13 protein-coding genes are annotated in these 12,647 nt (G+C 46.5%); 10 read left to right on the top strand and 3 right to left on the bottom strand.

The genetic code is table 11. The features are described 5' to 3' along the window. The first annotated feature begins 123 nt into the window (after positions 1–123). The 3 genes from scrA to MHB62_RS19705 all read left to right on the top strand — a co-directional run bounded on the left by scrA (position 124) and on the right by MHB62_RS19705 (position 3,287). Positions 124–1,509, top strand: a complete 1,386-nt coding sequence (scrA, locus tag MHB62_RS19715) for a PTS system sucrose transporter subunit IIBC (RefSeq protein ID WP_003227426.1) — start codon at positions 124–126, stop codon at positions 1,507–1,509. Next, positions 1,506–2,945: a sucrose-6-phosphate hydrolase gene (gene sacA, locus MHB62_RS19710; protein WP_003227428.1), complete on the top strand. Its 1,440-nt coding sequence runs from the start codon at positions 1,506–1,508 to the stop codon at positions 2,943–2,945. The genes scrA and sacA overlap by 4 nt, the downstream gene beginning before the upstream one ends. Positions 2,946–3,038: 93 nt before the next feature. After that, positions 3,039–3,287, top strand: coding sequence for a hypothetical protein (locus MHB62_RS19705; RefSeq protein ID WP_003243437.1), 249 nt, complete (start codon positions 3,039–3,041; stop codon positions 3,285–3,287). An 89-nt stretch (positions 3,288–3,376) separates the two neighbouring features. On the opposite strand, the gene MHB62_RS19700 is transcribed toward MHB62_RS19705, so the two are convergent. Beyond that, positions 3,377–4,192 (bottom strand): bifunctional hydroxymethylpyrimidine kinase/phosphomethylpyrimidine kinase, encoded by an 816-nt coding sequence (locus MHB62_RS19700; RefSeq protein WP_003242645.1) that lies wholly within the window; start codon positions 4,190–4,192, stop codon positions 3,377–3,379. Positions 4,193–4,382: 190 nt separating this feature from the next. Between MHB62_RS19700 and MHB62_RS19695 the strand changes: the two genes are divergently transcribed. Both MHB62_RS19695 and MHB62_RS19690 read left to right on the top strand, forming a co-directional pair. Continuing rightward, a complete protein-coding gene (locus tag MHB62_RS19695) occupies positions 4,383–5,189 on the top strand; it encodes a glycosyltransferase family 2 protein (RefSeq protein ID WP_017696218.1) in 807 nt (268 codons plus the stop codon). A gap of 13 nt (positions 5,190–5,202) precedes the next feature. Beyond that, positions 5,203–5,880 carry a uracil-DNA glycosylase gene (locus MHB62_RS19690; RefSeq protein WP_015384978.1) on the top strand — a complete coding sequence of 226 codons (678 nt, stop codon included), beginning with the start codon at positions 5,203–5,205 and terminating at the stop codon, positions 5,878–5,880. Between the two features lie 24 nt (positions 5,881–5,904). On the opposite strand, the gene MHB62_RS19685 is transcribed toward MHB62_RS19690, so the two are convergent. Continuing rightward, complete coding sequence (locus MHB62_RS19685; RefSeq protein WP_032722715.1) at positions 5,905–7,275, bottom strand: aldehyde dehydrogenase; 1,371 nt, start codon at positions 7,273–7,275, stop codon at positions 5,905–5,907. 167 nt (positions 7,276–7,442) lie between these two features. Here MHB62_RS19685 and MHB62_RS19680 point away from each other — a divergent pair, with 167 nt between their 5' ends. From MHB62_RS19680 to MHB62_RS19670, 3 genes are all read left to right on the top strand, one after another. Further along, the gene (locus MHB62_RS19680; protein ID WP_003243806.1) at positions 7,443–7,760 is read left to right on the top strand and encodes a YwdI family protein; all 318 of its coding nucleotides are present in this window, start codon (positions 7,443–7,445) and stop codon (positions 7,758–7,760) included. 19 nt (positions 7,761–7,779) lie between these two features. After that, on the top strand, positions 7,780–9,102 hold the full coding sequence (locus tag MHB62_RS19675) for a purine/pyrimidine permease (protein WP_032722714.1): 1,323 nt from the start codon (positions 7,780–7,782) through the stop codon (positions 9,100–9,102). Positions 9,103–9,163: 61 nt separating this feature from the next. Continuing rightward, positions 9,164–9,535, top strand: coding sequence for a DUF423 domain-containing protein (locus MHB62_RS19670; protein ID WP_003227446.1), 372 nt, complete (start codon positions 9,164–9,166; stop codon positions 9,533–9,535). 43 nt (positions 9,536–9,578) lie between these two features. On the opposite strand, the gene gerQ is transcribed toward MHB62_RS19670, so the two are convergent. Beyond that, positions 9,579–10,124 (bottom strand): spore coat protein GerQ, encoded by a 546-nt coding sequence (gerQ, locus tag MHB62_RS19665; protein WP_014481253.1) that lies wholly within the window; start codon positions 10,122–10,124, stop codon positions 9,579–9,581. 319 nt (positions 10,125–10,443) lie between these two features. Here gerQ and spsA point away from each other — a divergent pair, with 319 nt between their 5' ends. Both spsA and MHB62_RS19655 read left to right on the top strand, forming a co-directional pair. Continuing rightward, positions 10,444–11,214, top strand: a complete 771-nt coding sequence (spsA, locus tag MHB62_RS19660) for a spore coat dTDP-glycosyltransferase SpsA (RefSeq protein WP_015250957.1) — start codon at positions 10,444–10,446, stop codon at positions 11,212–11,214. A gap of 4 nt (positions 11,215–11,218) precedes the next feature. Further along, positions 11,219–12,643, top strand: coding sequence for a CDP-glycerol glycerophosphotransferase family protein (locus tag MHB62_RS19655; protein WP_032722713.1), 1,425 nt, complete (start codon positions 11,219–11,221; stop codon positions 12,641–12,643). Positions 12,644–12,647: the final 4 nt, after the last annotated feature.

Genomic DNA, 12,647 nt, shown 5'->3' with positions numbered 1-12,647 from the left:
CGGGATTGTGACTGGTAAAGCAGGCAAGACCTAAAATTTGCGTAAATGAAAAAGGATCGCTGTGTCCTTTATTCGTTGGCGAATTTTAGGTCTTTTTTGTTTAAATAAAAGGGGGAGAAATAGATGGATTACAAAGAGACTGCAAAACGCCTCATTGAGCTTCTCGGAGGGAAAGAAAATATTATCAGCGCGGCTCATTGTGCAACAAGACTGCGTTTAGTGATGAAAGATGAATCAAAGATAGATCAAGCACAAGTAGAAGAGCTTGATGGCGTTAAAGGGGCTTTCAGCAGCTCTGGCCAGTACCAGATCATTTTCGGAACAGGCCTTGTGAATAAAGTATTCGATGCCTTTTCTAAAGAAGCTGATATCGAGCGTGAAGAACACGTCAATCATCAGGATGCGGCAAAAGAAAAGCTGAATCCCGCTGCGAGATTTGCGAAAACGCTTTCTAATATTTTTGTTCCAATCATCCCAGCTATTGTAGCCAGCGGCCTATTAATGGGATTGCTGGGTATGATCAATGCGTTTCATTGGATGAGCAAGGATTCTGCGCTTTTGCAGCTGCTTGATATGTTTTCAAGTGCAGCATTCATTTTCTTGCCGATTCTAATCGGGGTCAGCGCTTCAAAAGAGTTTGGCAGCAATCCATACTTGGGAGCGGTCATCGGGGGAATCATGATTCATCCGAATCTTTTAAATCCATGGGGATTGGCGGAAGCGACACCTGATTACATGCATCTTTTCGGATTTGATATCGCTCTTCTCGGCTACCAGGGAACTGTTATCCCTGTCCTGCTTGCGGTGTATGTGATGAGCAAGGTAGAGAAATGGACGAGAAAAGTGGTTCCACATGCGGTGGATTTGCTTGTTACACCATTTGTTACTGTGATTGTCACCGGGTTTGTTGCTTTTATCGCGATTGGCCCTCTAGGCAGAGCGCTTGGCTCCGGCATTACGGTTGCTTTAACTTATGTATATGACCATGCCGGTTTTGTCGCAGGTCTGATTTTCGGGGGCACGTATTCACTCATCGTGCTGACAGGCGTTCATCACAGCTTCCATGCGATTGAGGCAGGGCTAATTGCAGATATAGGCAAAAACTACTTGCTGCCGATCTGGTCAATGGCGAATGTCGCACAGGGCGGGGCAGGTCTTGCCGTCTTCTTTATGGCGAAAAAGGCAAAGACAAAAGAAATCGCGCTTCCGGCAGCATTTTCCGCTTTTCTCGGCATTACTGAGCCCGTCATATTCGGAGTCAATCTGCGCTACCGAAAACCGTTTATCGCCGCGATGATCGGAGGCGCATTGGGTGGGGCATATGTCGTCTTTACACATGTAGCTGCAAACGCTTACGGGTTAACGGGAATTCCGATGATCGCCATTGCGGCTCCGTTTGGCTTCAGCAACTTGATTCACTATCTGATTGGCATGGCGATTGCGGCAGTGTCAGCGTTCATTGCAGCATTTGTCATGAAGATTAATGAGGATGAGGAGAGGAAAAAATGACAGCACATGACCAGGAGCTTCGTCGCCGGGCTTATGAAGAAGTGGAGAAAAAAGAGCCCATCGCTAACAGCGATCCGCACCGCCAGCATTTTCATATCATGCCGCCGGTTGGGCTGCTGAATGACCCGAATGGCGTGATTTATTGGAAGGGCAGCTATCATGTATTCTTTCAGTGGCAGCCGTTTCAGACGGGGCACGGCGCAAAATTTTGGGGGCATTATACGACACAGGATGTTGTGAATTGGAAGCGGGAAGAGATTGCGCTGGCTCCGAGTGATTGGTTTGATAAAAACGGCTGCTACTCGGGCAGCGCTGTCACGAAAGACGATCGGCTCTATCTTTTTTACACAGGAAATGTCAGGGATCAGGATGGAAATCGGGAAACGTATCAATGCCTTGCTGTTTCTGACGACGGGCTGTCCTTTGAGAAAAAGGGTGTCGTCGCCCGCCTTCCGGAAGGATATACGGCGCATTTTCGCGATCCGAAGGTATGGGAGCATGAAGGCACATGGTATATGGTGATTGGTGCGCAAACAGAGAATTTGAAAGGGCAGGCTGTGTTGTTTGCTTCTGATAACCTGACAGAGTGGAGATTTCTTGGCCCGATAACCGGCGCGGGCTTCAACGGGCTGGACGATTTTGGATACATGTGGGAATGCCCTGATTTGTTTTCCCTTCAAGGATCGGATGTGCTGATTGTTTCGCCTCAAGGGCTTGAGGCTGACGGTTTCCGTTATCAGAACGTATATCAATCAGGTTATTTTGTCGGCCGCCTCGATTATAACAAGCCTGAACTGAAGCATGGTGAATTTACGGAGCTTGATCAAGGTTTTGATTTTTACGCGCCGCAAACACTTGAAGACGATCAGGGAAGGCGGATTTTATTTGCATGGATGGCGGTGCCTGATCAGGATGAAGGGTCCCATCCGACCATTGACTGCCACTGGATTCACTGCATGACGCTGCCGAGACAGCTGACGCTTTCAGGACAGAAGCTGATTCAGCAGCCGCTGCCTGAGCTAAAAGCCATGCGCAGAAATGAGAAAAAAATACACATCAACATGCATGGATCATCTGGTGCGCTTCCAGTGGAAAAACCTGAAAGAACTGAGATTCTACTGGAAGACATTCATACGGAGTCTGGCTTTTCAATCAGTATCCGCGGAACGGCTACGTTTTCCTTCCATAAAGACGAGGGGATTGTTACGCTGGAACGAAAGAGCTTTGACGGAAAAAGAACAGAAGCGAGACATTGCCGCATCAAGGATTTGCATACCGTACACATGTTTCTCGACGCGTCATCTGTGGAAATCTTTATCAATAACGGAGAAGAGGTCTTTAGTGCAAGATATTTTCCTTTCCCGGGAAATCATGAAGTAACAGCCAGTGCGACCGGGAAATCTGAAATGAATGTCGGAATTTGGACACTTATGTAGAAAATCCTTCTATTTTCTTATGTGAAATCTGAGCCATCTGTGCTATTCTTCAACGATAACCTACTATTTTTTTCTGTAAAAGGAGTTGTTTTCTTGAATATACATGAACAGAAGATAACACCGGAATGTTTGGAAAAGGCTGCTAACCAAGTTGAAGATAAGCGAGAAGAATATAAGGATGTGCTGCTTCAGCTGAAAAAAATGCTTGGCGGAACAACGCCGCACAGTGAAACGGCGGAAATTCTCACGCGGGCATATGAACAAATGAAGGAATATGCACTTTTTGTTCAGTCGATAGAAACATTTTTGAGGAAATCTGCAAACAATTTAAAAATCAAATAAACAGGCTGCCGATGGGATCGGCAGTTTTTTCTGTGAAAAGTCTTCGGTGATTTAAAAAGGGCTGCCTCTCTGTAAGGCAGCCCCTTTTTTTATGATTGTTGATTCAGGCGCAGTGCAGAATGCTTCGTAGGACCAACATACTGGTTTAGCGGGAAGGATTCTTTAATGGCCGCTGTGATGAATTCTTTCGCTGCGTAAATGGCTTCTTTGACTTCCGCACCTTTGGCAAGCTCCGCTGTCACGGCTGCTGAGAATGTACAGCCTGCGCCATGTGTATAAGGCGTATCGATCATTTCGCTTTCAAGGACTTCCGCTGTTTCTCCGTCATAGAGAACATCAACGGCTTTCTCGTGTTTGAGTTTGCCTCCGCCTGTAATGACGACATATTGAGCGCCGAGTGCGTGAATTTTTTTCGCGGCTTCGATCATATCGTCAACTGTTTTTAGTTCATCCATGCCGCTGAGCTGGCTGGCTTCAAACAAGTTTGGCGTAATGACAGTGGCTAGCGGAGCCAATTGCTCACGCAGGGCTTGGGCGTGCTCCGGATAAAGGACTTCATTAGCACCTTTGCAAACCATAACCGGGTCAATTACCACATTTTTTAATTGTTTTTCTTTGATCGTTTTTGCCGCAAGCTCGATAATGTCAACGGTTGGCAGCATTCCTGTTTTCATGGCGTCCACGCCGATGCCGTCCGTAATTGTTGCAAGCTGGGCGCGGATTGTATCAGTATCGATCGGGAATACCTGATGGTTCCAGCTGTTGTTTGGGTCCATCGCAACGATCACCGTTAAGGCGGTCATCCCGTATACGTTTTTTTCTTGAAATGTTTTTAAATCAGCTTGAATCCCAGCACCGCCGCTGGAATCTGAGCCGGCAATGGTGAGTGCTTTATGCATAGACATGTCTTGAACCTCCATCATGTTTTGTCTTTCATTATAGTTAGATTTTCTCTGTATCACAATATAGAAGGCTTAGCAAATCATCTGGTATTCTCAAGGTCTCCTTTCCTGTTTCAGTAGGATATTCCCACTGATCTCCCGTCCAATATATGTTTTAATAGTACATGACTATGAAAATGAGAAGGAGAGCATCATGAAGATTTCTATCGTAATTGTGACCTATAATCGGATTCCGGCTCTGTGTGAGCTTTTGGAGTCGATTTCCCGCCAGACCTTGAAGCCGTATGAAATTATTATTGTGAATGATGCCGGGGAATCGGTCGTGCCGGTCAAAGCACTGTATCCGGAGCTGCCGATTGCTGTCATCAATTTAGAAAAGAACTCGGGGCATGTGGCTGCGAGAAATGCCGGTGTAAAAGAGGCGTCTGGCGATTGCATTATGCTGTGTGATGACGATGATTTCTTTACGCCAGGGCATGTCGAGAAAATGGCAAAGGAAATAGAAACGGCAGACTTCGTTCATTCTGATGCGGAAATAGTTTCGTTTGAAGAGAAAAACGGAACAAGGTATCCAGTGTCACGGAAATTGTTTGCTTATACCGCTGACTATGAGGATATGAGAGTGTTTTCTACATACGTGCCGTCGGGCAGCATGTACAGACGTTTTCTGCATGATGAAATCGGGTATTTCGATGCTGATGTGCACAATTACTGGGATTGGGATTTTTATTTACGCGCGGCCAAGGATTACCGGGTGAAGCGTGTCCCTTGCGCCAGTGTGATTTATGCCTTCAGTGACGCGGGAGACAATCAGTCTGCGGACCTTGGCGCCAAGCGGAAGCAATATTTGGATCGTTTAAGTGAAAAGCACGGACTCGGGGAGCTGCCGACGAAAAACTTTGCCGTCCTGCTTGAAGAGCCTGAGATGAAGAGGCGGGAAGCAAAAAGTGAAATGGTTTGGGATGGCGAGCCTGTCTATTCCAGACTTCATCGTTCGTAAGGGGGCCTGAATCTTGAAACAGCTTTTACAAGACAGCTGGTGGAATCAGCTAAAGGAAGAGTTTGAGAAACCGTATTATCAAGAGCTCAGAGAAATGCTGAAGCGGGAATACGCGGAGCAAACGATTTATCCGGACAGCCGGGATATTTTCAACGCGCTGCATTATACATCATATGATGATGTCAAGGTCGTCATTCTGGGACAAGATCCGTATCACGGGCCGGGACAGGCTCAAGGTTTAAGCTTCTCTGTCAAGCCCGGTGTAAAGCAGCCGCCTTCGTTAAAAAATATTTTTCTTGAACTGCAGCAGGACATCGGGTGCAGCATCCCGAATCACGGGTCGCTTGTGAGCTGGGCAAAGCAAGGTGTTCTTTTGCTGAATACTGTGCTGACAGTAAGGCGCGGACAGGCGAATTCCCATAAGGGAAAAGGCTGGGAGCGACTGACGGACCGAATTATTGACGTGCTGAATGAAAGGGAGCAGCCGGTTATCTTTATTTTATGGGGCCGGCATGCCCAAATGAAAAAAGAACGGATCGACACGTCCAAGCATTTTATCATTGAATCGACGCATCCCAGCCCGTTTTCGGCGAGAAACGGATTTTTCGGGAGCAGACCGTTTTCCCGGGCGAATGCCTATTTGGAGAAAATGGGAGAGGCGCCGATTGATTGGTGTATTAAGGATTTGTAAAAAGCGCAGATACTCTGCGCTTTTTTATTTGAGTATTTTTCGAATCATTCGCAGCCCATTTTTGGAGGAAGGATAACGAAATGCGAAGTCGAAGCGGTTCGTTTGTTTGACGACGCTTTTTTTGTGCGTGAATGTGTTAAAACTGTCAAACCCGTGATAGCTGCCGATGCCGCTTTCCCCGACGCCGCCGAATGGCAAATACGGCGTCGCCACATGCATTAACGTATCATTGACACAGCCCCCGCCAAACGACAGATTTCCTAAAACAGCGCGCTCAATTTCTTTGTTTGTGGTGAAGAGATACAGGGCGAGCGGCTTAGGGCGCGATTGGACTTTTTCAATGACTTCCCCGATATTCCGGTATGTAAAGAGCGGAAGAATCGGCCCGAAAATCTCCTCCTGCATCACTTGAGAGTCATCTCTCACTTGTTCGAGAATGGTCGGCGCAATTTTGTGATGATCGGGATCAGATTGTCCGCCTGTGAGCAGGATGCCGTCATTCAGAAAGCTGAGCAGCCGCTGATAGTGGCGCTCACTGACGATTTTGCCGTACTGTGAATTCTGTTCCGGCTGAGGGCCGTAAAATTCTCTGATCGCACGCTTCATTTCTTCTGTGAGCTTCGTTTTGATGTCCTCGTGGACAAATAAATAATCCGGTGCGATGCAGGTTTGTCCCGCATTTGTAAATTTCCCGAAGACGATGCGTTTGGCGGCAAGCTGAATGTCAGCATCTTTATGGACGATGCAGGGGCTTTTGCCGCCGAGCTCCAAGGTTACGGGAATTAATTGTTTGGCGGCGGCCTCCATGACGATTTTTCCTACAGCTACACTGCCTGTAAAGAAAATGTAGTCAAAGGGCTGCTGTAATAATGCTGTGCTGACATCGGGCCCGCCTTCTGCCATAGCGACATAATCAGTAGGAAAAACGCTGCTGATGAGTTTGGAAAGAATAGCAGAAACAGCCGGCGTATATTCTGATGGCTTGAGAACGACCGTGTTCCCCGCCGCAATGGCTCCAATCAACGGAGAAAGCGCCAGCTGCAAGGGATAGTTCCAAGGTGCAATCACCAAAACGGTTCCATACGGCTCAGGAATGATGATGCTTTTGGAGCCTAGATGAGTCAGCGGCGTTTTGACTCGTTTCGGCTTGGACCATTTTTTCAGCCGTTTCATGACAAAGCTGATTTCCTCCAAGACGATTCCGATTTCTGTTGAGTATGCTTCTTGCTCGGATTTGTGGAGATCCTGGTAGAGAGCGGCTATGAGATCGGCTTCATGAGTTCTGACGGTTTGTTTCAGCTTTCGCAAAATGTTCAGTCTCGATTCAAGCGGTCTCGTATGTCCCGCCGCAAAATAGGCTTTATGCTTACTGATGATAGAGGGGATGCTGTTCATTCCGTTTCTCCTTTTTGTAATGTATGGTGATTTATTATGTGAAAAATCTCTTCTGCTTGTCAATCGCGCAAGGTTTGTCAGAAAAAATAACAAACTCATATCTGCGTTTACAGCAGGAATTTGATAAAATGCAGGAAGACAACATTTATTTTTTTGGAGGGTGCTTCATGAACATTCATATATCTGCATTAATTCAAAAGATGGAAGAGGAGCTGAAAAAAGCAAAAACAGCTGAACGGGATGAGGAGCTGAAGCGTTATGTAGCGGTTGTCCGTTCTCTGTGTGATGTCGTGCTTGATCAGCCGGAGAACGCGAGCGCGCCCCGCATACAGCCGAGCGTTACGCCAAGTCCCGCCGCGCCGCCATCGACAGACCAGCTGATGATGGAAAAAATGATGGGGAGCGCGGGATTAAACAAATATCGAAAGCAAGAAAAAGAGAAGCAGGAAGAGGATGGAAACGGAGAGTCTTTATTTGATTTTTAAAGAGAGAGGTTGAGCTTACGTGAAATTGGTTCTTGGCGCGCTGCAATGGACAGCGTTTATTATTGCTGCGGCGATTGTTGTTCCGGTGGCGGTTGCCCAGTCGTTTCATCTGGATCACTCAGATTCTGCAAGATTGATTCAAAGCACTTTTTTTGTACTGGGAATTGCCGCCGTCATTCAGTGTTTGAAAGGCCACAGACTGCCGATCAATGAAAGCCCAGCCGGCTTGTGGTGGGGAGTGTATACGATCTACGCAGGGCTGACGGGAACTGTGTTTGCGACATATGGAGACACACTGCGGGGGTTGCAGGGAGCTCTTCTTGTAAGCGCTGTATGTTTCTTTTTGTTAAGTGTTTTCAAGGTCATTGACAGACTTGCAAAATTGTTTACTCCGGTTGTAACGGGCGTCTATTTATTGCTTCTTGTCATGCAGCTGAGTCAGCCCATTATAAAAGGAATTCTCGGAATCGGTTATCGACAGGACGGGGTGGACGGTCTTGTATTTGGCCTGGCGCTTGTTGTGATCGCTGCCGCTTTTATAATGACAAATTCGAACATCATGTTTTTTAAGCAATATTCTATTTTATTAGCCTTGTTCGGCGGGTGGGTGCTGTTTGCGGCTGCCGGAGCGGCAAAGCCGATTGAAATGCCGGACCGGCTGTTTCAGCTGCCTTCCCTGTTTCCTTTTGGGACACCGTTATTTAACAGCGGCCTGATCATCACTTCTATTTTTATTACCATCTTGCTGATTGTGAATATGCTGGCGAGCATGAAGGTTGTGGACATCGCCGTGAAAAAATTCAGCAAACAGCCTGATGGAAAGCATCATGAACGCCATGCCGGTTTTGCCGCTTCATTCAGCCATCTGCTTAGCGGTTTGACGGGAGCTATTGCGCCTGTTCCGATTTCGGGAGCCGCGGGTTTTATTGAAACGACCAAAATGCCTTCTAAAAAACCGTTTATGCTCGGCAGTATTCTGGTTATCGTGATCAGCGTAATCCCGTTTTTTATGAATACGTTTGCGAGCCTGCCGTCACCCGTTGGATTTGCGGTGAATTTTGTTGTGTTCTCCGCAATGGGCGGTCTGGCCTTTGCCGAATTTGATTCATATGAGAAAGAAGAATCAAAAAGGGTGAGGTCTATCATCGGTATCTCACTGCTGACAGGGGTCGGTATCATGTTTGTTCCTGAAACTGCGTTAAAGGGATTGCATCCGGTATTTATTTCTCTATTAAGCAACGGGCTCGTATTAGGGACGCTTGCTGCAATAGCAGCTGACCAGTTCCAGTTTTGGCGCAGGAGAAAATCCGACAATCTCGTGTCAACGGAGAACAAACATTGAATTTTGGTGCAGGTGCGATAAGATAAATGATATGAGTTTAACGAAAAGGCGGGAGAGATAGATGAAAGTTTTTATCATATTAGGGGCTATTAACGCCCTGCTTGCCGTGGGACTCGGAGCATTCGGCGCTCACGGATTAGAAGGGAAAATACCTGATAAATATCTTCAGGTTTGGCACACAGGCGTGCAGTATCATATGTATCACGCCCTTGGGTTATTCGTTGTCGCGTTTCTGGCTGATAAATTATCCGGCATAGGCAGTGTCACGACAGCCGGCTGGCTGATGTTTGCGGGAATTGTGCTGTTTTCCGGAAGCTTATATATTCTAAGTGTGACGCAAATCTCCATTCTTGGAGCGATCACCCCGCTCGGCGGTGTGGCGTTTATTATTTCTTGGATTATGATCGTTGTCGCAGCCGTCAAATATCTATAATCAAAAAAGCCAATCCTCATCATATGAGTGATTGGCTTTTTTCTTATCTTGGCGAATAGGACGCCATGGAATATGGATACGTATAAGCAATTTCTTCATCAAATGTAATGTAATCGAGGTAGATTGTCAGGAGCAGGTAGCGTGTTCCTGATTTCGGGTCGCTGATAATAATGTGATCCCGGCCCGCAGCTTCGATGACGCCGCGAAAAATCTTCGAGCCCCATTCCTTGCTGTTTTCAAATGTCATATAAATGGTGGCCGTTTTTCCCCGATTCAGGCGCAAAATATTCTCGATGTAAGATTCCTCAACAGGCAGCATGCCGGGAACGCTTTGGCCCGGTCCTGACGGTGTAGGCCCCGATGGAATTTGAAAACCGCCGCCCTGCTGCTGGCCCGGGAATCCAAATCCCTGCTGTCCTTGTTGTCCTTGCTGTCCCTGCTGCATTGGCATCATTGGCTGCATCCCCATTGGCTGCATTTGTGAGCCTTGGCCTTGCTGCGGGTACGGGTTGGCGCCAAACTGAGGCTGATACCCCTGCATATTATCAAATGCCTGCATTTGCTGATATTGATTTTTTTTCGGTTTCATATCGTTCCTCCTTTTTATGAAAACCATTCAAAACATGTTCTGGATGTATAGGTGAACGCTCCGCGATGACTCACCTCCGATGGAAAACGATCTTAGTCGCTGGTGCGATTTTTATCTCTTTCACCTTATGAGGCTGATGCTTGGATTATGCTGAAAAAGAACAGCGGACCGATCAGATTTCGCTCTGGGCAGCCGCTGTTTTTCAGAGACATACACAAACTTTTCGCATATTGGTTTGTATCCCTAGCGCAACTTGAGCATAAGCAACATAAGATAACGATAGTTTCAGGTGTGAAGTTCCAAGAAGGAGGTGTAGGATTTGCCTAAAGTATCAGTCATTATGACGAGCTATAACAAAAGCGATTATGTGGCAAAGTCCATTTCTAGCATACTCTCACAAACGTTTTCAGATTTTGAATTGTTTATTATGGATGACAACTCCAATGAAGAGACGCTGAATGTAATCCGTCCTTTTTTGAATGATAACCGAGTGCGTTTTTATCAAAGCGATATATCTGGAGTGAAGGAAAGAACAGAAAAAACGAGATACGCGGCACTGATCAATCAGGCGATTGAGATGGCGGAGGGTGAATATATCACCTATGCGACGGATGACAACATCTATATGCCGGACCGCCTCCTGAAAATGGTGCGGGAGCTCGATACCCATCCTGAAAAGGCTGTGATTTACTCAGCCTCCAAAACCTATCATTTAAACGAGAATCGCGACATTGTAAAAGAAACTGTCAGGCCTGCCGCTCAAGTGACATGGAACGCACCGTGCGCAATTGATCATTGCTCGGTGATGCACAGGTATTCGGTGCTTGAGAAGGTAAAGGAGAAGTTTGGCTCCTATTGGGATGAAAGCCCGGCGTTTTACCGTATAGGAGATGCGCGATTCTTTTGGAGAGTCAATCATTTTTATCCGTTTTACCCACTGGATGAGGAGCTGGACCTGAATTATATTACCGACCAATCGATTCACTTTCAGCTGTTTGAATCAGAAAAAAATGAATTTGTCAGGAACCTTCCTCCGCAGCGAAATTGCCGAGAGCTGCGTGAATCATTAAAAAAGCTTGGAATGGGGTGAGAGCTTGTCGGCCTATTTAAGCAATTATTGGGTGCTGTACCGGAAGTACGTGGAGCTTTTTGACAAACTTCGCTACAAAGGGATTCCGCTTGGGCTTATCAGTAATTTTTATCAATACATCAGCCCTGAGCTGAGGGTGATGATGGAAGAAGAACCGGAATTATTCGGATCGGTGGATCAGCATATCGATGAGGGACAGATTCAGCCGTTTTTTGAAGAAAGAATCCAAAACATCGTTAAAACAAATGTCAAACCTGTTAAAGGGAAAGTCATTTTGCACTTTGATTACCTGCGTTTTTCAAACGAAAATTACTATCAATTTGATCCTGAAAAAACGGCTGTTTTGGCCAGATGGAGTTTGCCGCATTATTGTGATCTGCCTGTAATTAGCAAGCGGGAGATTGCGGATTCATGCCAAAAAGGCGATTCGAAGCAGTATCTCGAAACAGCCTGTTCGCTTCTCGCCCCTTATGATGATCACCCGGCATTTGGTGATCAAGCGTTTCGCGACCGGCTTTTCAAAGATATTCCTTTATTTATAGAGGCCATTGATACAGTTGATGCGCTGTTTGAACAGGAAAAGATTTCAGCTGTTATTGTCGGAACGGCAGAAGACATTTACAGCAGGGTGCTCGCTCTCATGTGTCAAAGAAAAGGGGCCGTCAGCATTTGTCTTCAGCATGGCGCATTGATGGGAGATGAAGCCTTCATTCCTGTTTTTACAACCTATCAAGCTGTTTTTGGTGCGTATGAAGCAGAGTGGTTCATACGAAAAGGCTGTAAACCCGAGCAGATTCTCGTAACGGGACATCCCCGCTTCGACCAGATTTTTAACAGAACGCCTATGGATATGTCCATATTCTATCGAAAACTTGCTTTTCAGCCGACTAAAAAAATTGTGCTCATTGCCACTCAGCCCTTTTCAGAAGACTTTTATTCCGGTGTGCTGCAGGGGCTTTCTGATCAGAAGCAGCTGCAAATTATTATCAAACCCCACCCGTGGGAAATCGGAAAAAACAAGCTTGATCTGTATCACGCTGCGGCGAAAAAACATAAAGCATGCAGAGTCATCAAAAAGGAGCTGGAGCTTTATGATTTGCTGCCGTATGTTGATGCCGCAGTGACGCAAACCTCGACAGTCGGTCTTGAAGCCATGCTGTTTCAAAAGCCTGTGCTGATCGGAAAATCGTCCGGAAATCGCTCGTATCCGTATTATGAGTCTCTTGGCGATTTTATGTTTGACCAGCCGGATGAACTGGCGCACACCTTGGTTGAAGTTCTTCGAAGGCCCGACGTGCATCAAAAAGCAGAAGAGGCGCGATTGGCATTCATAGCGGCTAATTATCCGGTGGCAGAATCAACAAATGCTTTATTTGCGGAACTGAAAGCAAAAACAGGGGTTGATTACAGGCGGGAAGATACTGAATAAAATG

The organism is Bacillus sp. FSL K6-0255 (genome assembly GCF_045040725.1).
GTDB lineage: Bacteria > Bacillota > Bacilli > Bacillales > Bacillaceae > Bacillus > Bacillus subtilis.
This window is presented reverse-complemented; position numbering and strand designations above follow the sequence as displayed.